Annotated in this window: 24 protein-coding genes and 1 pseudogene; 3 read left to right on the top strand and 22 right to left on the bottom strand. The window is 24.1% G+C overall.

The features are described from left to right. Nucleotides 1-12: 12 nt before the first annotated feature. Together nfo and folE are read right to left on the bottom strand one after the other, a co-directional pair. Complete coding sequence (gene nfo / locus IX46_RS00695; RefSeq protein WP_053940113.1) at nt 13-855, bottom strand: deoxyribonuclease IV; 843 nt, start codon at nt 853-855, stop codon at nt 13-15. A 147-nt stretch (nt 856-1,002) separates the two neighbouring features. Then, nucleotides 1,003-1,665, bottom strand: coding sequence for a GTP cyclohydrolase I FolE (gene folE / locus IX46_RS00690; protein WP_053940112.1), 663 nt, complete (start codon nt 1,663-1,665; stop codon nt 1,003-1,005). A 121-nt stretch (nt 1,666-1,786) separates the two neighbouring features. On the opposite strand from folE, the gene glyQ reads away from it, so the two are divergent. Together glyQ and glyS are read left to right on the top strand one after the other, a co-directional pair. Continuing rightward, entirely contained in the window at nt 1,787-2,662 is an 876-nt protein-coding gene (gene glyQ, locus IX46_RS00685) for a glycine--tRNA ligase subunit alpha (protein WP_053940111.1), read from the top strand. Nucleotides 2,663-2,694: 32 nt separating this feature from the next. Next, entirely contained in the window at nt 2,695-4,761 is a 2,067-nt protein-coding gene (gene glyS, locus IX46_RS00680; RefSeq protein WP_053940110.1) for a glycine--tRNA ligase subunit beta, read from the top strand. Nucleotides 4,762-4,779: 18 nt separating this feature from the next. Here the strand turns inward: glyS and yajC are convergent, their stop codons facing one another. From yajC to ydiK, 12 genes are all read right to left on the bottom strand, one after another. Further along, complete coding sequence (gene yajC / locus IX46_RS00675) at nt 4,780-5,127, bottom strand: preprotein translocase subunit YajC (protein ID WP_053940109.1); 348 nt, start codon at nt 5,125-5,127, stop codon at nt 4,780-4,782. A 36-nt stretch (nt 5,128-5,163) separates the two neighbouring features. Beyond that, nucleotides 5,164-6,267 (bottom strand): tRNA guanosine(34) transglycosylase Tgt, encoded by a 1,104-nt coding sequence (tgt, locus tag IX46_RS00670; RefSeq protein WP_053940108.1) that lies wholly within the window; start codon nt 6,265-6,267, stop codon nt 5,164-5,166. Nucleotides 6,268-6,313: 46 nt separating this feature from the next. Further along, entirely contained in the window at nt 6,314-7,381 is a 1,068-nt protein-coding gene (queA, locus tag IX46_RS00665) for a tRNA preQ1(34) S-adenosylmethionine ribosyltransferase-isomerase QueA (RefSeq protein WP_053940107.1), read from the bottom strand. Between the two features lie 30 nt (nt 7,382-7,411). Then, entirely contained in the window at nt 7,412-7,714 is a 303-nt protein-coding gene (locus IX46_RS00660; RefSeq protein ID WP_053940106.1) for an integration host factor subunit alpha, read from the bottom strand. Between the two features lie 4 nt (nt 7,715-7,718). After that, entirely contained in the window at nt 7,719-10,127 is a 2,409-nt protein-coding gene (pheT, locus tag IX46_RS00655; protein ID WP_053940105.1) for a phenylalanine--tRNA ligase subunit beta, read from the bottom strand. Between the two features lie 9 nt (nt 10,128-10,136). Further along, complete coding sequence (gene pheS, locus IX46_RS00650) at nt 10,137-11,126, bottom strand: phenylalanine--tRNA ligase subunit alpha (RefSeq protein WP_053940104.1); 990 nt, start codon at nt 11,124-11,126, stop codon at nt 10,137-10,139. 223 nt (nt 11,127-11,349) lie between these two features. Continuing rightward, nucleotides 11,350-11,706 carry a 50S ribosomal protein L20 gene (gene rplT, locus IX46_RS00645; protein WP_053940103.1) on the bottom strand — a complete coding sequence of 119 codons (357 nt, stop codon included), beginning with the start codon at nt 11,704-11,706 and terminating at the stop codon, nt 11,350-11,352. Between the two features lie 43 nt (nt 11,707-11,749). Further along, nucleotides 11,750-11,947 (bottom strand): 50S ribosomal protein L35, encoded by a 198-nt coding sequence (gene rpmI, locus IX46_RS00640; protein WP_053940102.1) that lies wholly within the window; start codon nt 11,945-11,947, stop codon nt 11,750-11,752. Nucleotides 11,948-12,013: 66 nt separating this feature from the next. After that, nucleotides 12,014-12,556 (bottom strand): translation initiation factor IF-3, encoded by a 543-nt coding sequence (infC, locus tag IX46_RS00635; RefSeq protein WP_053940101.1) that lies wholly within the window; start codon nt 12,554-12,556, stop codon nt 12,014-12,016. A 3-nt stretch (nt 12,557-12,559) separates the two neighbouring features. Next, nucleotides 12,560-14,488 (bottom strand): threonine--tRNA ligase, encoded by a 1,929-nt coding sequence (gene thrS / locus IX46_RS00630; protein ID WP_053940100.1) that lies wholly within the window; start codon nt 14,486-14,488, stop codon nt 12,560-12,562. 115 nt (nt 14,489-14,603) lie between these two features. Then, on the bottom strand, nt 14,604-15,650 hold the full coding sequence (locus IX46_RS00625; protein ID WP_053940099.1) for a 3-deoxy-7-phosphoheptulonate synthase: 1,047 nt from the start codon (nt 15,648-15,650) through the stop codon (nt 14,604-14,606). A gap of 394 nt (nt 15,651-16,044) precedes the next feature. Next, nucleotides 16,045-17,139, bottom strand: coding sequence for an AI-2E family transporter YdiK (ydiK, locus tag IX46_RS00620; RefSeq protein ID WP_053940098.1), 1,095 nt, complete (start codon nt 17,137-17,139; stop codon nt 16,045-16,047). Between the two features lie 211 nt (nt 17,140-17,350). On the opposite strand from ydiK, the gene IX46_RS00615 reads away from it, so the two are divergent. Then, nucleotides 17,351-17,737: an iron-sulfur cluster assembly accessory protein gene (locus IX46_RS00615; protein WP_053940097.1), complete on the top strand. Its 387-nt coding sequence runs from the start codon at nt 17,351-17,353 to the stop codon at nt 17,735-17,737. A 40-nt stretch (nt 17,738-17,777) separates the two neighbouring features. Here the strand turns inward: IX46_RS00615 and tyrS are convergent, their stop codons facing one another. From tyrS to IX46_RS00575, 8 genes and pseudogenes are all read right to left on the bottom strand, one after another. Beyond that, entirely contained in the window at nt 17,778-19,052 is a 1,275-nt protein-coding gene (gene tyrS, locus IX46_RS00610) for a tyrosine--tRNA ligase (RefSeq protein ID WP_053940096.1), read from the bottom strand. A gap of 100 nt (nt 19,053-19,152) precedes the next feature. Beyond that, nucleotides 19,153-21,147: a replication restart helicase PriA gene (gene priA, locus IX46_RS00605; protein ID WP_238967841.1), complete on the bottom strand. Its 1,995-nt coding sequence runs from the start codon at nt 21,145-21,147 to the stop codon at nt 19,153-19,155. 19 nt (nt 21,148-21,166) lie between these two features. Continuing rightward, nucleotides 21,167-21,802 carry an endonuclease III gene (nth, locus tag IX46_RS00600; RefSeq protein ID WP_053940094.1) on the bottom strand — a complete coding sequence of 212 codons (636 nt, stop codon included), beginning with the start codon at nt 21,800-21,802 and terminating at the stop codon, nt 21,167-21,169. Between the two features lie 34 nt (nt 21,803-21,836). After that, the gene (locus tag IX46_RS00595; RefSeq protein ID WP_053940093.1) at nt 21,837-22,472 is read right to left on the bottom strand and encodes an electron transport complex subunit E; all 636 of its coding nucleotides are present in this window, start codon (nt 22,470-22,472) and stop codon (nt 21,837-21,839) included. 5 nt (nt 22,473-22,477) lie between these two features. Then, nucleotides 22,478-23,092: an electron transport complex subunit RsxG gene (gene rsxG / locus IX46_RS00590; protein ID WP_071880108.1), complete on the bottom strand. Its 615-nt coding sequence runs from the start codon at nt 23,090-23,092 to the stop codon at nt 22,478-22,480. After that, a complete protein-coding gene (locus IX46_RS00585; RefSeq protein WP_071880107.1) occupies nt 23,079-24,119 on the bottom strand; it encodes an RnfABCDGE type electron transport complex subunit D in 1,041 nt (346 codons plus the stop codon). Before IX46_RS00585 ends, rsxG begins: the two co-directional genes overlap by 14 nt. Nucleotides 24,120-24,152: 33 nt before the next feature. Further along, nucleotides 24,153-25,685: pseudogene (gene rsxC / locus IX46_RS00580) on the bottom strand (electron transport complex subunit RsxC); the annotation flags it as partial. Nucleotides 25,686-25,789: 104 nt separating this feature from the next. Further along, the gene (locus IX46_RS00575) at nt 25,790-26,281 is read right to left on the bottom strand and encodes an RnfABCDGE type electron transport complex subunit B (RefSeq protein ID WP_053940523.1); all 492 of its coding nucleotides are present in this window, start codon (nt 26,279-26,281) and stop codon (nt 25,790-25,792) included. Between the last annotated feature and the right edge of the window lie 11 nt (nt 26,282-26,292).

Raw genomic sequence — 26,292 nt, 5'->3', positions numbered from 1 at the left:
TAACATGTAATATTATTTTTTTAATGATTTTAACCAAGCTATTTCTTCTGACCATATTGATGAATTGCTCGTTTCTAGTATCATTGGTATATTAGAAAAACACTTGTTTTTAATGATCCACTCAAAAACTAACGTTCCAATACAACCTAATCCTAAATTTTCATGTCGATCAACACGACTATTAAAATCTTTTTTTGAATCATTTAAATGTAAACCTTTTAAATATTTTAATCCTATTAAATTAAAAAATTTATTAAATGTATTTTGACAATTTTCTTTAGTTCGCAAATCATATCCTGAAGCAAATAAATGACAAGTATCTAGACAAACACCTACGCGAGATTTATCATCTACTTGTTTTATAATTTCATATAAATGTTCAAAGCAATATCCGACATTAGTTCCTTGCCCAGCAGTATTTTCAATTACAGCTGTTATGTTATTAGTTTTTTCTAAGGCTATATTAATTGATTCAGAAACTCTTGATAAACAATCTGTTTCTGAAATTCTATTTAGATGGCTACCAGGATGAAAATTCAAATAATACAGGCCTAAATCATTACAACGCTGCATTTCTTGAATAAATGCTACACGAGATTTTTGTAACAAATCATTATCAGGATGACCTAAATTAATCAAGTAACTACTATGTGGTAAAATTTTTTTAAAAAAGAAATTATATTTAACGCAGGATTTTTTAAAAATATTTATATTTATTAAACTTAAAGGTGACGCAGACCATTGTAATTGATTTTTAGTAAAAAATGAAAAAGCTGTAGCATTTAATTGAAATGCTCGAAATACTGCTTTTTCTAAACCACCTGAAGTACTAACATGCGCACCAATATATTTCATTTTAACTTTCCAAGAACTTGGTAAATATTCATAAAATTAATTTATTATATTTAAATTAATTAAAATATAAAAATGTTCATAAATTCAAAGTAATATCATACTGAGAAACAATATTTTAATCAATTAAATAAAGTAAATATATTTATTTTATATATTATTTTTTAAAAAAAATTGATCACGAATGCTTTTTCTAGTTTTAAATAACCCTTGTAAAGAAGAAGTAATAGCAGTGCTATTGATATCGCAAACACCGCGCGCTTTAACACAAAAATGATGCATATTGAGAATAATTGCAATATCTTTAGTATCAAGTAAAGTTTGTAATACTACTAGTATCTGTTTAGTTAAACGCTCTTGAATTTGAGGTCTTTTTGAATAAAATTGCGCAATTCTATTTATTTTAGATAATCCAATAATTTTTTTTTTAGGAATATATGCAATGCTAGCTTTTCCATAAATAGTGATAAAATGGTGCTCACAAGTACTCATTAATGTAATATCACGAACAATAATCATATCATTTGACTTGATTAGATTTTCTATAAACGTAATCTTAGGAAAATTTTTATAATCTAAACCTAAAAAAATTTCTTTATTATACATTTTTGATATACGGTTAGGTGTATTTTTTAAACTATCATTTTTTATATCTAAATTTAAAATATGCATAATTTTATATATATATTTAGTGATTAATAATTCTCTTTCTTTTTCTTCTATACCATTGTATTCTTTTAAAATAGGATTTTCCAAACCTTTTGATAATAAAGCATTATGTGCTAATTGAGCTTCTTTACTAATTGTGATCATATTGAAATTTCTCCTAATTATTCAGCTATTTTTTATATAATTTTCTACATAAAATATATAGATTATAAACATCATTATATATAATATACAAAATAAATACTGATCTTCTTTAAGGTATACAATGAAAAATCGTAAAAATACTTTTTATGAATTAATTCAAATTTTAAAACAATACTGGATAAAACAAGAATGCACTATTTTTCAACCATTAGATTTACCAATGGGTGCAGGTACGTTTCATAATATAACATTTCTAGGAGCTATCGGTTCTAAACCTATTAAAGCCGCTTATATACAATGTTGCAGACGACCAACTGACGGAAGATATGGAAAGAACCCAAATCGATTACAAAACTACTATCAATTTCAAGTAATCATTAAACCTCCAGTGAAAAATATTCAAAATATGTATTTAGAATCATTAAACTTACTTAAAATAGATCAAAAAAATAATGATATACGTTTTATAGAAGATAATTGGGAGAATCCTACTTTAGGAGCTTGGGGCATTGGATGGGAAGTATGGCTTAATGGAATGGAAATCACTCAATTCACCTATTTTCAACAAGTAGGTGGAATAGAATGTAATCCTGTAACTGTAGAAATTACATATGGTTTAGAAAGAATAGCAATGCATATTCAAAGTCAATCAAATGTATATGATTTAATTTGGGACTCGAATCAATTTCAAACGATTACCTATGGTGATATTTTTAAAAAAAATGAAATAGAACAATCACAATATAACTTTGAATATTCAAATATTGATTTATTATTTAAATATTTTGAACAATATATGTTGGAATCAAATAATTTAATAAATTTACAAAAACCATTAATCTTAGTAGCATATGAAAAAGTATTGCAAGCAAATCATATATTTAATTTATTAGATGCGAGAAAAGCAATATCTTCTAGCGAACGTCAAAATTATATTTTAAAAATCAGAAGTATCACTAAACAAATTGCAAAAAAACACCTCAAAATAAAAAAATAAAACTTTTAATATCAAAATAAAAAGAGAAAAAAATGAAAAAAACATTTTTAGTTGAAATAGGAACAGAAGAACTTCCTGCTAGAATATTATACAATGTAATAACTATATTTTACGAAAATTTTATTCATGCATTACATTTAAATAATATTGAATATAAAAAAATTTATTATTTTGCTACCCCTAGAAGATTGGCATTAAAAATTTTAGATATTGATAGTTCTCAAAAAATAAAAAAAATTTTAAAAAAAGGACCTTCTTTAAAAAATTCTTTTGATAAAGATGGAATGCCAACAAAATCCGCATGTTCTTGGGCTAATCATATGGGAATTAAAATACATGAAGCGCATCAGTTCACAAACAAAAAAGGTGCATGGTTAGCATATCATGTGGAACAAAAACAAGAAAAAATTGAAATATTACTTCCTCAAATAACAGAAATGTCGTTAACAACAATTAATATTAAAAACTTAATGCGATGGGAAGAAAACAATATAAAATTTTTCCGTCCTATTCGAAATATTGTAATGATGTTAGATGATGAAATAATTAATAAAAAAATCTTTAATATTGACTCTAAGAATAAAGTTCACCATCATATTTCTTTTAAAGAAAAAAAAATATATCTTAACCATGCTCAGGAGTATCCGTCTGTTTTATTAAAACATAGTAATATAATAGCTGATTATAATATTAGAAAAGAACAAATTAAAAAAAACATTAAAGAAATTGCAAAACAAGTCAATGGATACACACAAATCAACTTGAACCTTTTAGAAGAAATAAATTCAATAGTAGAATCGCCTAAAGGTATGTTAGCGAATTTCAAAAAAAAATATATTACATGTATACCAAATGAAATTCTTGTTTATATAATAGAACAACAACAAAAATGTTTTCCAATATATAATAAAACAAAGCTTTTACCATATTTTATTGTGATTACTAATATACATTCAAAAAAAGAAAACCAAATTATATTTGGAAATGAAACAGTAATGGAAGCTAGGTTATCTGACGTAATGTTTTTTTTAAAAAAAGATAGAAAAATAAAATTATTAGATTATCTTCCATTGTTAAAAAAAGTTTTATTCTATAAAGATTTAGGTACGTTATATGATAAAACTATACGATTACAATCACTAGTAAATTTTATATCAAATAGTAATAACAAAATTGATTTAATAAAATCAGCAGTTTTATCTAAATGCGATCTTATTACAGAAATGGTGTGTGAATTTCCAGAATTACAAGGAGTTATCGGAATGCATTATGCTATTCAGGATCAAGAAAAATATGAAATTGCTCTTGCTATCAAAGAACAATATTTACCAGCTTTTTCTGAAGATATACTTCCATCCAGCTTAATGGGATCAATATTATCTATCTCTGATAAAATAGATACTTTATGTGGTATGTTTTTAATTAATCAAATACCATTATCAAATAAAGATCCATTTGCCTTAAGAAGAGCAGCTGTAGGAATAATACGCATTATTATCGATACAAATATGTCTTTAGATTTGGAATCTTTAGTTTACAACAGTATTAAAATTTACAATAAAAAAGAATTAGATTATATCTTAACAACTAAAAAAATCATAAATTTTTTTAAATTACGATTATTATCTTTTTATCAAAAACAAGGATATAATATTAAGGTAATTCAATCAGTTTTATCTTTCCAAATAACAGATATTGTAGACATTGATAAAAGAATCAAAGCAATATCAAATTTAAAAAAAGAAAAAAAATTAAAATCAATTTTGTTAATAATAAAAAGAATATCTAATATATTAACTGTTTATAAAAAAGATATAAGTAATATTAAAATTAATACTAATTTAATACAAATAGAAGAAGAAAAAAATTTATTCAAAGAAATAAATAGTTTTAATAATGATACAAAAAAATTATTTATGGAAAAAAATTATAAAATAATTTTATCAAAATTAAAAAATTTTGAAAAACCTGTAAATAATTTTTTCGATCAAGTAAAAATAAATCATTGCAATATTGAAATTAAAAATAATAGATTAATTTTATTAAAAAAAATAAAAAACATTTTTTTTAAAATAGCAAAATTTTCCTATTTATATTAAAAGTGAATTTAAAAATTTTTAATTTTTTATCTTTTTTAAAGATTCTAAAGTATTTTTAGGAAGTAATGAAGTTATAAAATCTTTTTTAATAAAAACTTCGTTCGTATCACTTAGTTCTAATAAAATATACCCATCTTCTGTGATATGTTTTACACGACCTAAGAAACCACTAGTCGTCATGACTTCATCACCTAAAGCAATTAATTTCATAAGATTTTTTCGTTCTTTTTCTTTTTTTTGTTGAGGACGAAAAAGCATAAAGTAAAAAATTAATAAAAAAATTAATAACATAAAAATTAAAGAATAAGAACTTCCTTCTATTGGTGAATTCGCTGCAGCGATAGCATTATCAATGAAAATACTCATTTTATCAAATTCCTTAGTACGTTTATAAATATAAATTTATTTTTTTTGATCATAAAAATTTTTTATAAAATCATCGAATCTCTTTTCTTTAATTGCATTTCTTATATTGCACATTAATGTTTGATAATAATGTAAATTATGTATAGTATTTAAACGCGCTCCTAAAATTTCGTTACAAGAATCTAAATGATGTAAATATGATCGACTATAATTTTTACAAGTATAACAAGCGCATGTTTGATCTAATACAGATAAATCTTTCTTATATTTTTTATTTCGAATTTTTATTATACCATTAGTTACAAATAAATGTCCATTCCTAGCATTGCGAGTTGGAAGTACACAATCAAACATATCGATACCACGATATACACTCTCTATTAAATCTTCCGGTTTACCTACGCCCATTAAATATCTTGGTTTATTTTTTGGCATTTTTGGGACAATATAATTTAAAATTTTATACATTTCAGTTTTAGATTCACCAACGGCTAAACCACCTAAAGCGTATCCATCAAAATTCATTTTAATTAATTCTTGTAAAGAAATTATTCGTAATTTTTCATATATACCTCCGTGAATAATTCCAAATAAAAGATTATCATTTTTTTTATTTAAATCAAAATATTCACGAGATTTCTTAGACCAATGTAACGATTTTTCCATAGCATTTTTTGTTTTTGTCCAGTCTTTAGTGTATGAAATGCATTCGTCTAAAACCATAATGATATTTGAGCCTAAATTTAATTGAATTTCCATTAAAAGTTCAGGCGTCAAAAATAAACTTTGACCATTAATATGATTTTTAAAAATTACTCCTTCTTGATTCACCTTGCAGAATTTTGAAAGACTAAAAATTTGAAATCCACCGGAATCTGTAAGAATAGGTCCATTCCAATTCATAAAATTTCTTAAATTTCCATGTAGTTTAATTATATCCTGACCTGGTCTTAAATATAAATGCAATGCATTAGCTAAAATTATTTCACTGCCAGTATTTTGAATTTCTTCAGTACTCAAGCCTTTTACTGTTCCATATGTTCCCACAGGCATAAAAATAGGAGTTTCTATACGTTTTTTATTAAAATGAAAAACCCCATATCTTGCGTTTTTTTCTTGACTTATAACTTGAAATTTCACGTGTTTTCCTCGGTTAAATAACATATTAAATTAAAATTTTTTAATTTTATATTTTTTCATAAGGAGCCAATTTATTATGTGTAATATACATAGCATCTCCATAACTAAAAAAACGATATTTTTCTTTAATTGCTTCACGATAAGCGTGGAGAGTATTTTGATGTCCTAAAAAAGATGATACTAACATAATTAATGTTGACTCAGGAAAATGAAAATTAGTAATTAACGCATCCACAACATGATGTTTATAACCGGGATATATAAAAATATTAGTACTCTTTGAATAATTTTTTGAACTATTCCAAGAAATAGAATTATATGCGCTTTCTAAGGCACGTAATGTAGTAGTTCCAACAGCTATTATACGACCTCCATTTTTTTTGCATATTTTAATTTTATTAATTACATCAGAAGAAACGTAAACTTTTTCAGAATGCATAATATGTTTTTCTACTTGATCAGTTTTAATTGGTTGGAATGTCCCACTTCCTATATGTAAAGTTATAAATCCTATATTTATTCCTTTTTTAAATAGCTCTTCTAATAAAACTGCATCAAAATGCAGACCTGCGGTCGGTGCCGCAACAGAACCTAAATTTTTTTTATATATAGTTTGATATAAATTTTCATCTAATTTTAAATTTTTTCTTTTAATATAAGGAGGTAAGGGTATATGTCCATATTTATAAAAAACATCAAGCGATGAAATACGATTATTATTAAATTTAATTTCATAGAATGGTTTTTTATAACTAATTACATATCCTTCAATATCATTATATGTTCCAAAAAACAGTTTTGAATTAATATTAACTACATTAGATGACTTAAGATATGCAAGTATATTGTTATTACTTAATATTGTTTCAAGTAATAGCTCAACTTTTCCTCCAGTCTCCTTAAAGCCATATAAACGCGCAGGAATCACTTCTGTATTGTTAAAAATGACTAAATCACCAGAATTAATCTCATTAATAACATTTAAAAAAAATGTATGAGCTATTTCGCCTGTATTACCATTGACGATCATTAAGCGACATTGACTTCGTATCGAAGAAGGATAAAAAGCTATTAATGACTTTGGTATATCTAAAGAAAAATTACTAATATTCATATTTTATTACTTTTAAAAATGAACTAAATATTAATATTTAGATTTCATAAAACAATGTTCAATACGATTTTTTAATTTTTGACCTGCTTTAAAAGTCACAACTCGTCTTTTTGAAATAACGACTTTTTCTCCTGTTTTTGGATTTCGACCTGGACGTTCTTTTTTATTTTTCAATTGAAAATTTCCAAACCCAGATAATTTGACGTGCTCTCCTTTTTCTAAAGATTTTCTAATTTCTTCAAAAAAAAACTCTACAAATAATTTTGCATCACGTTTAGTTAATTTTAATTTTTCAAACAAATTTTCTGAAAGTTTAGCTTTTGTTAATACCATAGATTTATTTCCTTAAAATAATTTGAAATTTATTTATTAATGTTTTTATACAATAGTCAAGCATTAAATTAATTTCATTTTCTTTTAAAGTTTTTCTTTGATGCTGAAAAACAAAACTAATTCCTAAACTTTTTTTATTAGGAGAATTTTTACATGAATAGATATCAAATAAATTAATTTTTACTTCTTTATCTAAAAAACAATTTTTACATACTTTAATAACCTCTGAATATAAAATATTATCTGAGATTAATATTGAAATATCACGACGACTAGTTGGAAATTTAGAATACTCTTTAACTATAAAATCTTCAGAAATTTTTAAATTAAAAATTTTATCAATGAATAACTCAAATAAAAAAGTATCGCTATTTACATCTAATTTTTCTTCTAAAATCGGGTCTATTTTCCCAAAATTACCAATTACATTATTATTCAATAAAATTTTTGCACTTTGATTTGAATGTAATCCTAACACTTTACATTGTTTAATTTTATAATTATTCGAACCACATATTAATTCCAATATAGATTCTAAATCACCTTTTAAATCATAAAAATCTATTTTTCTTCTTTTAGAGTACCAATTCTCTTTTTCGTTAAAACCACTAATTACTCCTCCTAAAAAAATTTGTTGATGTACTCCAAGAGTTTTTTGATCGTCTGTTAAAAAACATAATCCTTTTTCAAAAAAACGCAAACTATCTTGTTTACGATTTTTATTGTAAGATAATGTCTTAATAAGGCCCGGCCATAATGATTTACGCATACAAGAAAAATCTTGAGAAATAGGATTTGAGATAAACAATTCGTTTTGATCATTTAATAAAATGTTTTTTTGTAAAATTGGATCAACAAATGGATAGGTAATTACTTCGTGGTAACCTCGATGAACAAGTGAGTTAGATAATTTATCTAACATATAATCTTTTTTAAAATCATTTGTTTGTTGATAAAAATCTTGACTAAAACTCGATTCCAACGGAACTAATGAAATTTTATTATAACCATATATTCGAAGTATATCACCTATCACATCTTCTTCTATTAATATATCAAATCTCCAAGTTGGAGGCGAAACATTCCAATAATCTTTTTTGTTTTCTATTGTATAGTCAAGACGTAATAAAATATTTAAAAAAATTTTAGAATCAATAGAAAAACCAGCTACTTTATTAATATTTTTGTAATATAATTTAATTTTATTTGAACAAATTAATTTAGATCTATTTGTATAACAGCTAATAATACCCGCATTTCCACCACATATCTTTACAATCAATTCCGTTGCGTATTCCAAAGCATATTTTTGAAGAGAATAATCAATACCATGATTATGGTAGTTAAGAATTTTATTAGAACCAACTAACTTAATAATATTAAAAATAGATTCTTGATCCGCTGAATATGAAACTAAAAATATATTTTTAGTATTGCGATTAATTTCTAATAAATCAGAATTTATATTTCCAGGAATAAATAATATTTTTGATTTATCAAAAAATGCTAATATACTGTTATCTAATGTTATTTTAAAATCTTTTTTTAAATTAAACACTTTTTTTTTATTTTTTGTTTTAATTTGAATAAAAGAATCTATTGCATCTGAGTTCAATACATTTAAAGGCTGTCCAATTTCAATTAAAACATAGTTAATAATATTCATTATGATATTTTCTGACAACATTTCACACATGAATAATTTTTTTTTCATCCAAAATGGAGTTTGAACATTTATATTTATTTTTTCAATCACTCTGCCAAAAAAATTAATATCCTTTTTTTTGGAATCAGAATAAATTGGAAACTGATTTTTGCTAACAGGATTATTTTTTTCTTTTAATAAAGCGATGTTCATATTATTTATCACTGCTATATTACGAGCGATACCTATTATGCTTAATCCATCTGGTCGATTAGCAGTAGTATTAACTTTTATAATATTGTCTTCTAATACAAAATAATCATTAACATCAATACCTATAGGAATATTCTTCGGGAATTCAATTATCTTATGATCATTAGAACAAAATAAACCTAATTCAGAAAAAGAACATAACATTCCTTCCGACGTATACTCGTGAATTTTTTTTACATTTATTTTTATATTATTAGGTAATACGCTCCCAACAACAGCTACTGCAACTTTTATTTCTTTTCTGCAATTTACAGCTTTACATAAAATATTTAATAAATTTTTTTTTCCTATATCCACTTTAACTATTTTAAGCAAATTATATTTAGCATGTGTAACACAAGAAACTATTTTCCCAACTAATATACCTTTAAATAAAGGAAAAACTTTTTGAACAGATTCAATTTCTATACCAGAATTAACAATTTGCTCGCTTAAAACAAGACTATTTATTTTAGGATTCACCCATTCACGCAACCATTTCTCACTAATTTTCATTTCATCTCACTAAATATGTTTAAATTGTTCTATAAATCTTAAATCATTCTCGAAAAAAGATCGAATATCAGAGATGCCATAACGTAGCATAGTAATACGTTCCACTCCGAGTCCAAATGCACAAGCAGAATATATTTTAGCATCAATATTAACGTTTTTTAATACCAACGGATGCACCATGCCACAACCTAAAATTTCTAACCATTTTTTAGAATCTATCATAATATCAACCTCAGATGAAGGAGTAGTAAATGGAAAATAAGAGGGACGAAATCTAAGAGAAATTTTTTTATTAAAAAAATTAAATATAAAATTGTATATTATCCATTTTAGATGAGAAAAATTAATGTTTTTTTCAACTATTAAACCTTCAACTTGATGAAACATCGGTGTATGTGTAGAATCGTAATCGTTTCGATAAACTTTTCCAGGAAAAATGAATCTCATTGGCGGTTTATTCGATTTCATAATACGAATTTGCATATTAGAAGTTTGAGTTCTTAATAATCGGTTTTCATCAAACCAAAAAGTATCATGATTATCACGTGCAGGATGATTTTTAGGTATATTTAAAGCGTTAAAATTATGATATTCATCTTCTATTTCTAAACCATTAATAGATTGAAATCCTAATGTATAAAAAAAATTTTTTATAAATTTAATACTATGATTTATAGGATGAATAGAACCATTTTTTACATAACGACCTGGTAAAGATATATCAATTTTTTCTTTTTCAACACGTTTTTTAAGAATAATCTTACTTAATTCAGTTGTTTTGATATTAATTGAAAATATAGTCTTTTTTTTAACTTTATTAATTATAGTGCTGAATTTTTTTTTTTCTTCAAAAGAAAAACTTTTTAAGTTTTTCATATAATTATTAAAAACACCATTTTTTCCTAAATATTTAATTTTTATTTGATTCAACATATTGATGTTATGAGAATTTTGAATTTCATTCTCAATAACATTCCATAAATTTTCTAACATTAACATTTTTCAACTCTTTTCATGGTATTTGTATTATCGAATATTATTTAGATATTAAAAAGCTTCCATAAAGGAAGCTTATTTGATTAAATTTTTAAAATATAAACAATATAAATATGTTAATTAATTGTTTAAAAAATATTATTCATAAATAAAAACTTAATTATAATGTAAACGAAGAAAAAATTAATTTCCTCTTATTTTATTTATTAAAAAATGATTTATTATATCAAAGTAAAGCATTTTTTGCTTTTTCAACTAAAATATTAAACGCACATATATCAAATATCGCAATATCAGATAATACTTTTCGGTCGATATTAATAGAAGCTTGTTTTAATCCATATATAAACTTGCTATAAGAGATTTTACTTTGACGAACTGCGGCATTTATTCTCGTAATCCATAATTGACGGAATTGTCTTTTTCTTTGACGTCTATCACGGTAAGCATACTGACCTGCTTTAATCACAGCTTGATATGCAACTCTATAAACACGAGAACGAGCTCCATAATAACCTTTTGCTTGTTTTAAAACTTTTTTATGACGAGCATGAGCAGTTACGCCACGTTTTACACGAGCCATTGATATGCTCTCCCCTGTTTACACAACTTTAGTAAAAATAAATTTATACATACGGTAAAAATGATCTTACTTTATTGATATCTCCTTTTAAAACCAGTACTTTAGGACGTAAATGGCGTTTTTTACTTGTTGTCTTTTTTGTTAAAATATGACGCAAATTCGCCTGTTTACGCTTGAATTTACCAGATGCAGTTTTTTTAAATCGTTTTGCTGCACTCTTTAAAGTTTTAATTTTTTGCATATAATGTTTCTTTGTAATTAGAAAAAATAATTATATATTTACTTTAAATACTGTTAATTTAAGTTACTATTTTTTCCTTGGAGCTAAAATCATTATCATTTGACGACCTTCAATTTTAGATGGGAATGATTCAATAGTGGCTAATTCAATTAGATCATTTTTTACTCTATTTAAAACATTTACACCTATTTTTTGATGGGCCATTTCTCGCCCTCTGAAACGCAAGGTAATTTTTACTTTATCACCATCTTCTAAAAAACGAATTAAATTACGTAGTTTAACTTGATAATCTCCTTCATCAGTTCCGGGACGAAATTTAATTTCTTTTACTTGAACAACTTTTTGTTTCTTTTTCTGTTCTTTAGAAGATTTGCTTTTTTCATAAAGAAATTTTCCATAATCCATAATTCGACAAACTGGAGGCTCTGCGTTAGGACTTATTTCTACTAAATCTAATCCTAATTCTTCAGATTTGTCTAAAGCTTCACGTAAACTAACGATTCCTAGTTGATCGCCTTCAATGCCTGTCAGGCGAACTTTAATTGCACGAATTTCGTTATTAATACGATTTGGCTTTGTTAATTGATGAGTTCTTTTTCCGACTTTAATACCTTATTCCTCCATTTGAAAAAAACTACGAGTGAATATTTCGTTTTGCAGTTTTTTAATAAATAAATTAACATCCAATACTTTAAAATTATTTCCATTTCTATTTCTAACAGAAACTGTATTAGATTGAATTTCTTTTTCACCACAAATTAATATATATGGAATGTGACGTAAAGTATGCTCACGAATTTTAAGATTCATTTTTTCATTTCTTAAATCTGATTCAACACGAATCTTTAAAATATTAAGTCTTTCAACTATTTTGTTTACATAAACAGAATGAGCGCTTTTAACGCCGATCACAATAACTTGTATAGGAGATATCCAAGTTGGCAATTTTCCAGCGCACTCTTCTATCAGTATTCCAATAAAACGTTCGATTGATCCCAAGATAGCGCGATGAATTATTATAGGGATACTTTTTTCATTTTTTGAATTAATATAAAATGCATTTAAACGAGCTGGTAGATAAAAATCTAACTGTATTGTTCCACATTGCCAATTTCGATCTAATGAATCTTGCAAAACAAATTCAATTTTAGGTCCATAAAAAGCACCTTCTCCTAATTGATATTCGAATGCTAAATTATTTTTTATTAAAACATCAGATAAATCTTGTTCTGCTTGATCCCAAATTATATCATCACCAATACGTTTTTTAGGTCGAGTAGAAAATTTTACTATAATATTTTTAAAATTAAATGTGCTATATAAATCATATATCATGTTAATGCAGTTATTAATTTCAGAATGTATTTGTTCTGGAGTACAAAATATATGAGCATCATCTTGAGTAAAATTACGTACTCTCATAAGACCATGTAAAGATCCAGAAAATTCATTTCTATGACAACTTCCAAACTCTGCCATACGAATAGGTAAATCTCGATAAGATTTTAATCCAACGTTAAAAATTTGAACATGTCCAGGACAATTCATAGGTTTAATACAGTACTTTCTATTTTCTGATGAAGTAGTAAAAATAGCATCTTTATAGTTATCCCAATGACCACTGTGTCTCCATATTGATTTATCTATTAATAAAGGCGTTTTTACTTCTTTATATTTATATTCTTTTAGTTTTTCTCGAACAAAATTTTCTAATTCATTAAAAATAATAAAACCGTTATTATGCCAAAAAATCATACCAGGAGATTCATTTTGCATATGATATAATTTTAAAGATTGATTAATTTTTCTATGATCTCTTTTTTTTAATTCCTTAATGTAACTTAAATGCTTATCTAATTCTTCTTGATTTCGCCAAGCAGTACAATAAATACGTTGCAACATTGTATTTTTTTTGTTGCCTTGCCAATAAACTCCGCTAATTTTTTGCAATTTAAAATATTTACAAAATTTTATGTTAAATACTTGCATTCCAATATCAAGATCTACGTAATCTTCATGATAATATAAAGAAACTATATCATTTTCTAGAAAATTACTTTGTACTAAATTAATTTTATATATCTCTGATCTTTGTGTAAACTCTTTTAAAACTTTATTAAAAGATAACTTTTTATTAACAATATCATACTTTTTACTTAAAAGATCTTTCATTTTCTGCTCTATTAAAATCAGATCTTTTTCTAAAATTTTATTTTCTGTGTCTATATCAGAATAAAAACCATCACTTGTAATTTTACTTTCCGCAATTTTACATAATGGCCATATTGTTTTAATCGAATAATTTAAGAGCTGTATACATGAATACCTAATAATCTTTAATGCATCAACATCTTTTTTTCTAATAAATTTTATAAAAGAATCTTTTGTAATAAGAGTGTCTAAATTAGAAAAATTTTCATTTGTAGAAATAGCAATTAAAGATGTAAATATGTTAGGATTCTTATTTTTTATAAGATTTTTTAATGAGATAGAATGCTCGTAAATTTCTTGACTTCCATCACAAAATTTTATTACAGGCATTCTGATATACCTTTATTTAAAAAATATTTTTAATAATTATAAAAATTAATTCTATAAAATTAAATTTATTTAACTAATAAAAATATGCTAGTCAAAATTTTGACTAGCATACAAACTAAAAACGAGTATCTACAGCATCTGCTAATTGTTTAATTATTAAAACACTATCATTCCAGTTTAAACAAGCATCAGTAATTGATTTTCCATATATTAATGGTTTTTTATTTGATACTTTTTGAAAACCTTCTTCTAAGAAACTTTCAATCATAACCCCAAATATATTTTTAGATCCTGAAGAAATTTGTTTTGCAACAGACATAGAAACATTCTTTTGGCGAATATGTTCTTTTAAGCAATTTCCATGACTAAAATCAATCATTAAATGCTCTATTAAATTAAATTTACGTAATTCTTTGATTGCTGATTCAACATCTTTAGCATGATAATTAGGAGACCGACCACCTCTCATAATAATATGTCCGTATGGATTACCACTAGTATGATTAATAGTCATTTGCCCATCTTTATTTGGGGCAAAAAATAAATGACGAGCTTGAGCTGCTCTAATAGCATCGATTGCGATACGTATATTACCATCAGTTCCATTTTTAAATCCTACTGGACATGAAAGTGCAGAAGCCATTTCTCTATGAATTTGGCTTTCAGTAGTTCTAGCTCCAATAGCTCCCCAACTAATTAAATCTGCAATGAATTGACCCACTACAATATCTAAAAATTCTGTTGCGGCTGGCATTCCTAATGCATTTATATCCAATAGTAATTTACGAGCTACAGAAAGTCCATGATTAACTCTAAAACTACCGTTTAAATCTGGATCTGAAATTAATCCTTTCCAGCCAACTACTGTTCTTGGTTTTTCAAAATATGTACGCATTATAATCTCAAGACGATCTTGATATTTTTTGCGTAATTCAAATAATCGATGAGCGTATTCGACGGCAGCTATAGGATCATGAACAGAACATGGACCTATTACAACGAGTAAACGCAAATCTCGACCAGTCATAATTCGTGCAATATTCTGTCTAGTTATAATAACATTATCCATAATATCTGAGGTAATAGCATATTTTTTTGCTAATTCAGAAGGCGTTATTAATGGATCGATTCGTATTGTACGTAGTTCATCTGTTTTTTTCATTTTATTCTCTAAACGAATTTTCTATCCTAAAAAGAATATCAAAATGTGATAAAATCACGATAAACTAATTAATCATAAACTTCTCTCTAAAGAAAAATTTTTAATATATAAAAAAATCATAATTTTCGAGAAAAGAAGTATAATAGTATTTAAACATAATAAAAAGCTTAAAATAGGAAATAAAATGAAGATAAAATCCTAAAAATCATACAATTATACAAGATTATTAATATTCTGTTCAGTAAATATTCAAAATAGTTAAATTATTTTTTTATAATATCATAATTTTTTATTTGTTTTTAAAAGTACTTATTATATCTTTAGATTAAATTAAGCCGTTTATTTTTACAACTTAAAATTTAAAAATTATAATATTTTAAATTTTTTATAATTATTAATTAATCTTTGGTTTTGCATCTATATTGTTAATAAAAGAATTAATAGAAATCCCGTATATCCAAGATATTGTTAATCTATATAATATTACTAATACTACCGGTCCAATAAATAAACCAATCATACCAAAAGTTAGTAAACCACCTATCACTCCTGATAAAATTAAAAAAGTTGGTAAATCAGAACCGATTCTTATAAACAAAGTGCGTAATATATTATCTAATATAAATACAAAACAACTCCAAATTAATAATAACGTTCCCCATGTAGTATGATTATTCCAATAGAGCCAGATAATAGATGGGAATAAAATTGGTAATGGACCTAATTGTATTAAACAAGAAAAAACAATCAAAATCATTAACAAAGTCCAATATGGAACACCTGAAATTAACAAACCTAAACCAGATAAAAAAGCTTGAATTAAAGCTGTTACTACAACTCCTAATGCAACAGACCTAATAGCACGAACAGTCAGTAAAATAATAGCATTTCCATTTTTAGAATTAATGCGTAATGCAAATCGACGAATTGCATTACTAATTTTTTCACCGTTCCAATAGAGTAAAATACTAAATATTAACATTAAAGTTAAATGCATGACAAATAATCCGAAATTTTTAGCTTGAATTATAAAAAATTCAGTTGTTCGACCCATATAAGGTCTAACTTCTTTAATTAATTCAGCTCCATCACTATCTAATAACTCTTTATAGCCAATAAAAATTTTTTTTCCGATTATTGGTATATCCTGCAGCCAAATTAATTCTGGAAATTCTAAAGTGTTAGAACCAAACCAATGAATAATTGGGATACTTGTCGCAATTAAACTATTTACTAAAAGTACTATTGGAATAATAAATAATAACAATAAAATAATAATCATACTCACAAGAGCAATGAAACGTCGACCTCCTAAAAATTTTTGTATTTTTAACATCAAAGGCCAAGTTGAAATTACAATAGTACTAGCCCATAAAAATCCTAATATAAATGGTTTTATTATTAAAAAACTTGCAATACTTATAGCAATAATAAATATTAATGATAAAATAAACTGCGATAAATCCATTTTTTCTTTTGGATTTTGCATATAATTGTTTCACCTCAATATTTTTATAAATATTTTTATATTATAGATGATGAGTGGAAAGAATTAAAAAATTTTGCTAATCAAAATTATAACATTAAATTTTTAAAAATCATGAAAGAAAAACTCTTCAAATAAAACAAAAAATACATAAAAACAAATGAAATAATTATTTATAGAATATTCCTTTATCAAAAGTAATCAAGAGAAAAAAATGAAAAAAAAACAAGTAAATACTTATTTATTTAATGAAAATACATGGAAAGGAATTGAAATTACGCAAAGTGCTGCGCAACAAATATTATTATTAATTAATCGTGATAAAAAAAACACAGGAATAAAATTAAGTATAAAAAAATCTGGATGCGCAGGCTTTCGATATACTATGGAATTAACTAACAATGAAAAACAGTTAATCGTAGAAAATGATATAATTTTTTCTTGTAAAAATATTTCAATACAAATTTCTAAAAAAGACATTCCATTTTTAGATGGTGTAAAAATTGATTTTATAAAAAATAATGTCAACAAAGTATTTAAATTTTATAACTCTAAGTTAGAAAAATTTTGCGGTTGTGGAGAAAGTTTTGCAATTAATTAATTATTTTTTGAATTATTATTGGTTAAAAAATCAAAATAATTTATTTCCAATATATAAGACAATGATTTTTTTTTCCTCTAGAAATCAAAGTAAATCGATTGAATAATTTATCATCGTCATTGAAAGTATAACTTTGTTTTGAAACTTTATTGGTATTAATAGATATAGCATTAGATATGATCATATTTTTTGCTTGTGTGCGAGATTGTGCTAATGAGCATAATATTAATGCTTCTTGTAAATCTTTAATTTGATTAACTTCAATGGAAGGTATACCATCTTTTTTTAACTGTTGTAAATCAAATTCCTTGATCTCATTTATATTTTTTAAAAAAAGAATATTAGTAATTCTTTCTGCAGATAGTAAATTTTCTTCGCCATGTACTAAACGAGTCATGTATCGCGATAAGTAAGATTTATCATGAATAATCTGATTATTTTTATATTTGTTTATTTCTCTTACATTGATTTCATCACAGTCTAAAAAAGTAAATAATTTGAAAAACTTATAAACATCAGAATCTTCTATGTTTTTCCAAAATTGATAAAATTTATAAGGAGTTGTTTTTTTAGGATCTAACCAAATAGTTCCAGACTCTGTTTTTCCAAATTTAACCCCATTAGACTTCATAAGCAAAGGTAGAGTTAAACCATAAGCTTTTTTTTTAGAAATACGTTTGATTAAGTGCATACCAGCAGAAATGTTTCCCCACTGATCAGATCCTCCAATTTGAAGAGACACTTGTTTTTTTTTATTTAATATGAAAAAGTCATACGCCTGTAATAAGTTGTATGAAAATTCTGTAAAAGAAATTCCTTGGTCTAATCTTTTAATACGCTGTTTTACTGCTTCTCTATTAATCATGGTGTTAATTGAAAAGTGTTTTCCAATATTACGTAGAAATGATAAAATATTAATTTTTTCAAACCACTTTTTATTATTTAATATAACTACATTATTCGTAGCACCGTTAGAGCTTAAAAAATAAGATATTTGTTTAGTTATATTAGCGGTCCATAGATCAACTTTATTATCAAAATTTAATAAACGTTCTTTTTCCTTAAAACTCGGATCTCCAATCAAGCTTGTAGCTCCGCCAATTAAAACAATAGGTGTATGTCCTTTTAATTGAAATCTTTTTAATGTAATTAAAGGTAGAAGATGACCTATATGTAAACTTTCTTCAGTAGGGTCAAATCCACAATATAATGCAATAAAATTATTTTCAATGTTTTTTTTTAACATTTCTTCATTTGTAATATGAGATATTAAATTTCGTTGTTTTAATTCATCAATTAAATTAACATAGTTCATTAAAAACCTTTTAAATCAAACTTAAATTATTTTATTATTTTATTCTAATTTCTTTTGAAGTTCAATAATAAGATATATGAAACTCTTTATTTTCTTAAAATTAATTTACATCAAAGTTTAAAAACCATTTAACATTATTAAAAATAGAAAAATATTTTGAAAGATCTAGTGCAATTCTTAATATCTTTTGCAAATAAATACGCGAAGAACATTGTATTAATAATTTATAAAAAAATTTTTTTTTAGATCTTACAAAAACAGGATCAGGTCCTACAAACCATAATAAAATATTATCTTTTTTAGATTTTTTTTTCAAAAAAATATATATAAATTTCAAAAATGTAAAACTTTTTTGAACACTAGTACTTTGACAGTATAAAATAACTTGAATATTCCAGGGAGGTAATAAAAACTTTTTTCTTGTAATCAATATATTACGGGCATAAAAAAAATATTTTTTACTACATATATTTATTAAATGTTCATTATTAGGAATCGATGTCTGAATTAATATATTGAAAAATTTTGATTTTTTTTGTATTAGATTAACAAGATTAAAATAAAATTGAGAAAAATTTTCAGTATTATTAAAATTAAAAGAACAAAAATAATGATCAATATTTACTAAACCAATTAATCTCACATTGGGAAAAAAATAATTTTGAACTATTTTATCTGTGGTAACAATAATACCGGAATGTGAAATAGAAAAATTATCAATATTTAAATTTAATTTTTTAATTTTAATATTTTTTAAAGATATTAAAAATAATAATGGTATATTAGGAAAAATTTTTTTTATATTTTTTTTAATTTTTTTCACACCAAAATTAAATGTAGTCAATGAAGGCATATTACATATGTTGCATAATAATAATTTTTTATGATAAATTAAACAACTTCTACAAAACATAATATCATTATATGTGTTAACTTCATAGTAATCATGACAAATATGACATCTAGGAATCCAATGGCAATAATTGCACATTAAACCTAAAAAAACAAAATTAGATGGATTGAAAATCAATAAAACTGAAAAATTTTTTTTTATATTTTTAAAAATTTCATTAATCAAACTATCTGATAAATGAGTTCTTATTTTTTCTTTTTTCAAATTAATAATTTTATTTTTTAAAAGTACAGAAGTGTAGATTTGATTAAAATTTATCCAAAAAATTTTTTTATGAATTATATTATACAAAGTTTTCAAAGAAGGTGTACTCGAATCCAAAATGATGGGTATATTTTCTTTGAATGCTCTAAATATTGCTATATCTCTAATATTGCATTTAAATTGATTTATATTTTTATATATTAAATTATGTTCTTCGAACAGAACAATTAAACCTAGTTTTAAAAAAGGAAAAAAAACACTTTTTTTTGTTCCAATTAAAATAAAATTTTGCCCATTTTTAGTTTTCATCCATATATCAAAGCATATTTTATTATTTATATGAGTATATGCAATACTCATAGAAACATTTAAATATTTTTTTAAAAAAAATAATATTTTATATGCATCCTTTATATATGGAACAATAATTAAAATTTGTAAATTTTTTTCCAAAATTTTTTTGAACAAGCCTAAATAAAATTTAATTTTGATAAATAAATTAATTTCTGATATCAGCCAAGATGAAAAAGATTTATTAGTTAAAATCAAATTTATTTTAAATAAAATATTTTTATTTAACACAAATGTTTTATTAATTTTAAATAAATTAAATGAATTTATATTATCTATAGGATATATCTTATGATTATTTTTAACTATATTTTTAGATTTGAAAATATTAGGAAAAACAATAAGAAATATACTTCCTATAGGATAGTAATAATACTTGCTTAACCATATTAAAAGATTTAATAAAGACATGTTCAAAATTGGTTCATAATCAATAACATATTTAACAAATTTAAAATTCACATTATTTAAATTTTTTTTTTGATTATATGCAATAATAATACCTACTACATCTTTCGAGCGAAAAGGAACAATAACGCGAACTCCAACTACAGGAGCAATGGAATAGGGGAGTATATAACTAAAATATGTTTTAATTGGAAAAGGTAAAACAACGTCTACAATCATCACTTATATATTCAATGTGTTATATGGATTTGTTATTAATAAATTCACAAAAATTTTTGATCAAACAAACATCACATCTTGGTTGTCGTGCTTTACAAATATAACGCCCATGATAAACAAACCAAAAATGAATGTTTTTTTTAAAAATAGATGGTACAACTTTCATTAATTTTTTTTCCACTTGCATTACATTTTTCCCTATAGCAAAACCAGTTCGATTAGAAACTCGGAAAACATGTGTATCTACTGCAATAGTTTGTTTATCAAATAGTAGATTTAAAATAATATTCGCTATTTTTCTACCGATACCAGGTAAAGACTCTAATTCTGCTCGAGTATTAGGAATTTGATTATCATATTTTTTTAATAATAAAAAAGATGTTTTAATAATATATTGAGCTTTAGTATTATACAAACCAACACTTCTAATGTAATTTTTTAGTTTTTTCATACCTAACTGTACAATACTTTCTGGAGTATTAGCAACTTGAAATAAAATAAAAGTTGTTTTATTTACTATATTATCAGTAGATTGAGCAGATAATATTAAAGATACTAATAATTCAAAATTTGATGAAAAAATCAATTCTGTCATAGGATATGGTTGATTTACATGAAATAACGATAAAATTTTATAACGTTCTTTGCTATTCATAGCTTATATTATCTATACACTTAAATAAATATATTTATTTTTTTTTTATTTTATCTAAATAATTTTTAAAAGCAATCAAAAAACCTAATATTAAAAATCCCCCTGGAGGAGATACTACTAAAATTAGTATTTTATTTTTATCGAACACGGTAAAGAAATCATTAATACTTAAGAAATGAAAAATTTTATTACTTTCAAAAAATAATGTGCCATGACCTAGGATCTCTCGTATTGAACCTATAGAAAACATGGCTAGCGTTGCGCCTAAACCTGTTAATAATCCATCAAAAAAAGAAACCAAAATAGAATTTTTATAAGCTATAGATTCCGCTCTACCAATGACGATGCAATTCGTGACTATTAAGGGAATAAACACACCCAATGCTTTATATAAATTAAATCGATACGCATGTAATATCATTTCTACACATGTCACTGTTGAAGAAACTATTAACATAAAAATAGGGATTCTAACATTTTTAGGTATTATATTTTTAAATACAGAAATAATACTATTTGTAATAGTTAATATAAATGTTGTACAAATTCCTAAACCTAGAGCATTTATCGCGCTTGTAGTCATAGCTAAGACCGGACACAAACCTAAAAGTTGAACAAAAGAAGAATTATTTGACCATAATCTTATCTTTAAAAAATTACTATATTTCATATATTTTACCTATTTAGAGAAAGAATTAATGGTATTCTTTTAATGAAAATTACTGTTCTTTTTATCGCATTAGTTACAGCTTGTGGCGTAACAGTTGCTCCTGTGAACTGATCAATTTGACCACCATACTTTTTTAATAACACGCGATTATCTTTATCATCTTTTACTATTAAATTTGTAAATTTAGTAATCCAATCAGAAATAGATATATCAATTTTATCACCAATGCCAGGAGTTTCTTTATGAGACAAAACTCGAACACCAATAATTTTTCCATTTAAATATGCAGCTACTAATATATAAATTGAGCCAGAATAACCATCTGGAGCTGTACTTTCAATAATAGCGATTTTTGGCATTTTATTATGAAATAATAACCATAGATTATGTTTATTAGAATCTCCTAACAATTCACTGTCTACTAAATATTTTTTTTCTTGATATAAACTATAAATATTATATGGAACTACTTGCTGGATAAAATTTTTTTTTTCTTTTTCTTTTTGTTTTTTTATTGAATTTTTTGTCATATGATTTACATATATAACAATACCTAAAAATGCAACAGCAAAACAACTCATTGTAAATGAATTTTTTAATATTTTTTTAAAATTTTTCATATTTTTTATGTCCATACCCAGATGTATTTAAAAAATCATCTATTAATGGAACTAACATATTTCCCAGCAAAACTGAAAAAGCCACTCCATCTGGATAATCACTATATGTCCGAATTATAAAAACTAAAAATCCAATGATTAAACCAAAAATAGTTTTACCTATGTTGCTGTGAGAAGTAGTAACTGGATCAGTTGCAATAAAAAAAGCACATATCATTGTCCCACCAGAGAAAAGATGAAAAAACGGAGAAAAAATAAAATTTTTAGAAAATAAAAAACTGCAGGTACAAAAACAAAATAAAGAAAATAAAAAACTAAATGGAATACGCCAACAAATAATTTTCTTATATAATAAAAAAATACCACCTAATAAAAAACTTATATTCACATAATTCCAAGATGAAAAAACAGTTATTTTTTCGTTATTGAAAATTTTATTCTCTGAAGTAGTATGATAAAAAATACGAGATTTATTCTTAAAGTCATTTAAAGGTGTTGCTTGCGTGAAAATATCAGGATTTTGATCTAAAATAACATTTTTTTTTGTTTGAAAAAAAATCTTATTTATTGAAGTTTTTAAATCATCTAAAGAAAATAATTTAGTACTTTCTGTATGATAAGAACTCATATCTAGCGGAAAAGATATTAGTAATACAGCATAACCAACCATAGCTGGATTAAATATATTTTGCCCTAATCCTCCATATAAAAATTTAGAAATAACAATAGCAAAAAAAGAACTAAATATTATCATCCACCAAGTTAATGTAGAAGGAATGCTTAAACCTAATAACACTGCTGTAACCAGTGTTGAATTATCTAATATATTATTTTTAATATTTTTACAACATATTTTTAATATAATTATTTCAAATAGTAAAGAACATACAATAAATAAAAATATTTGTATTAATATCACCATTCCAAAAAAGTAACATTCTGTTAAAATCGCCGGAATAGATGCTATAAGAACAAAAAACATAATATTTTTTACATTATAAGTATTATATATATAAGGAAAGTTCATTTTATATTATTCTACAATTAAGATCATAAAGTATTATTTTTTATATTTTGCACGTTTTATTGCGGATCGTAAAATTTCTTTTCTGATATCCTGTTCTATTAGTTTTTTTCTAATCAACTCTTTTTTTAACGTTTGTTGTGCAATATTAGATTCTGTGAATTTAATTCTGTCTAAATATTGAATATTTTTATAAAATATTTTTTTTTGACTTAATAATCTTTTTTCTCGTAATTGAAAACGACTAAAAAAAAATTTTTTTTTCTGAACTTCTGAATTTCTTTTGTTTTGAATTATTTTTTCATTTTTAAAATATTTAACTAATGGTATATTACTAGGGCATATCTTTTCACAAGCTTTGCATTCAATGCAATCCATAATATAAGACTGTTTTGTTTTTTTATGGTTATTATTTTTAGAATATAAATATAATTTTTGAGGAAGTAAATTCACTGGACATACTTGAACGCAATAACCGCAATTAATACATGGATAACTAACAATTTTTTTTGTTTTTTTTGTATATTTTTTAATCGTAATACAGTTAATATCTTTTGATATCGAATAATTTAAATCAGTAAGCATATTATTCATAAATATACCACCTATATCAATAATATTATTTACATGATTTTCAATTTTCAGATAATTTAAAAAAAAATTTATTGGCGTACCTATTTTAATTAAAAAATTTTTAGATAAATTAGTTGCATAATTATATAAGCTAACAATTCTCTGGATTAATGGTTCTCCATTCACAATAGCTCTTTTAATAGCATAAACAGTAGCAATATTAAAAATAAGATATCCTATATCTATAGCATGTTTTCCAAAAGGAATTTCTTTTCCAGTTAAAGATTTAATAAGAATCTTACTACTTCCTCCAGGATATTTTTTTTTTAATATACAAATTTTAAATAATTCTTTGTTTTTAATTGATAATTGAATTTTTGAAATTAGTTCAATTTTATCTTCTTGAACAGCAATTAAAATATTTTTTACTTTAGATATCCAAGAAATGATTTCGCATCCTATTAATATTTCATTAAAATAGTTTCTAATTAAACAATAATCAGCAGTTATTAAAGGATCGCTTTCTACAGCATTTACTACTAATGTATGTGTGTTATTAACACTTAACATTAATTTTTTAAACGAAGGAAAATGAGCTCCACCCATTCCTACTACACCTAATTGATAAATAATTTTTATCAAATTTTGAGCAGAATATAACTTGTAATTATTAACTTTTTTTAATCTAATCCATTGATCTAAATAATCAGGCAAAATTGTAATTTTTATGTTTTCTTGAATAACATTCATATCACGAGAGTTATATTCTATATTTTTAATTATCCCTGAAGTAGGTGAATGAATAGGAACACTTGAATCATCACCAAAAGTTAAAGGTTGTCCACATAATACTTTTTGATTAGTTTTGACTCTTAACATATTTTTTTTTAAAGTGTTATATTTGATATAAATGATAAATTCTTTAGGATTTGGAATATAATTAATAATATACTTATTTAGTCCTTCTTTCATTGGAAAACATTTTAATCCACCTGAAAAATCATATTTTTTTTTTTATTAAAAAAAACAAATATAAAATTTTGAAAAAATTTATGCAATAAACATTTTTTTAAAACATATTTTATTTTTATCAACATATATTATTCTTTTATTATTTCTATACAATTAGTTGGGCAGTGTGACAAACAAATATTACAACCGGTACAAAATTTTTTAACTACTGTATGCACAAAATTAGGAGCCCCAATAATTGCATCCACTGGACAAAATATAGCGCATTTAGAACATCCAACACAGTTTTTCTCATTAATTTGCACTGTTGTATATAAAATTGACTTATTTGTAATATCTTTATTTTCTAAATTTTTTTTTAAATTTAATAATTTATTAATTTTTAATATTAATTCACCTCCACCAGGAGTGCATTTATTAATTTTTTCATGATTGTTTATTATTGATTTTGCATAAGGATAGCATCCTGCATATCCGCATTTTGCACATTGACTTTGAGGTAATACATTATTAATTTTATCTATGATAGGATCTTTTTTTACTGGAACAATATAATTTATATATGATAATATTAAACCTAATAAAAAAGATAATAAAGAAAAAATTAAAATAACTATTATTGTTGACATAA

This window comes from Buchnera aphidicola (Aphis glycines), from assembly GCF_001280225.1.
Taxonomy (GTDB): Bacteria; Pseudomonadota; Gammaproteobacteria; order Enterobacterales; family Enterobacteriaceae; genus Buchnera; species Buchnera aphidicola_E.
The sequence above is the reverse complement of the archived record's forward strand: the minus strand, read 5'-3'. Positions and strand labels throughout refer to the sequence as shown.

Coding starts and splice junctions, on each gene's coding strand:
- nfo (WP_053940113.1), bottom strand. CDS start 855: ATGAAATATATTGGTGCGCATGTTAGTACTTCAGGTGGTTTAGAAAAA.
- folE (WP_053940112.1), bottom strand. CDS start 1,665: ATGATCACAATTAGTAAAGAAGCTCAATTAGCACATAATGCTTTATTA.
- glyQ (WP_053940111.1), top strand. CDS start 1,787: ATGAAAAATCGTAAAAATACTTTTTATGAATTAATTCAAATTTTAAAA.
- glyS (WP_053940110.1), top strand. CDS start 2,695: ATGAAAAAAACATTTTTAGTTGAAATAGGAACAGAAGAACTTCCTGCT.
- yajC (WP_053940109.1), bottom strand. CDS start 5,127: ATGAGTATTTTCATTGATAATGCTATCGCTGCAGCGAATTCACCAATA.
- queA (WP_053940107.1), bottom strand. CDS start 7,381: ATGAATATTAGTAATTTTTCTTTAGATATACCAAAGTCATTAATAGCT.
- IX46_RS00660 (WP_053940106.1), bottom strand. CDS start 7,714: ATGGTATTAACAAAAGCTAAACTTTCAGAAAATTTGTTTGAAAAATTA.
- pheT (WP_053940105.1), bottom strand. CDS start 10,127: ATGAAAATTAGTGAGAAATGGTTGCGTGAATGGGTGAATCCTAAAATA.
- pheS (WP_053940104.1), bottom strand. CDS start 11,126: ATGTTAATGTTAGAAAATTTATGGAATGTTATTGAGAATGAAATTCAA.
- rplT (WP_053940103.1), bottom strand. CDS start 11,706: ATGGCTCGTGTAAAACGTGGCGTAACTGCTCATGCTCGTCATAAAAAA.
- rpmI (WP_053940102.1), bottom strand. CDS start 11,947: ATGCAAAAAATTAAAACTTTAAAGAGTGCAGCAAAACGATTTAAAAAA.
- thrS (WP_053940100.1), bottom strand. CDS start 14,488: ATGCCTGTAATAAAATTTTGTGATGGAAGTCAAGAAATTTACGAGCAT.
- IX46_RS00625 (WP_053940099.1), bottom strand. CDS start 15,650: ATGAAAAAAACAGATGAACTACGTACAATACGAATCGATCCATTAATA.
- ydiK (WP_053940098.1), bottom strand. CDS start 17,139: ATGCAAAATCCAAAAGAAAAAATGGATTTATCGCAGTTTATTTTATCA.
- IX46_RS00615 (WP_053940097.1), top strand. CDS start 17,351: ATGAAAAAAAAACAAGTAAATACTTATTTATTTAATGAAAATACATGG.
- tyrS (WP_053940096.1), bottom strand. CDS start 19,052: ATGAACTATGTTAATTTAATTGATGAATTAAAACAACGAAATTTAATA.
- priA (WP_238967841.1), bottom strand. CDS start 21,147: ATGATTGTAGACGTTGTTTTACCTTTTCCAATTAAAACATATTTTAGT.
- nth (WP_053940094.1), bottom strand. CDS start 21,802: ATGAATAGCAAAGAACGTTATAAAATTTTATCGTTATTTCATGTAAAT.
- IX46_RS00595 (WP_053940093.1), bottom strand. CDS start 22,472: ATGAAATATAGTAATTTTTTAAAGATAAGATTATGGTCAAATAATTCT.
- rsxG (WP_071880108.1), bottom strand. CDS start 23,092: ATGAAAAATTTTAAAAAAATATTAAAAAATTCATTTACAATGAGTTGT.
- IX46_RS00585 (WP_071880107.1), bottom strand. CDS start 24,119: ATGAACTTTCCTTATATATATAATACTTATAATGTAAAAAATATTATG.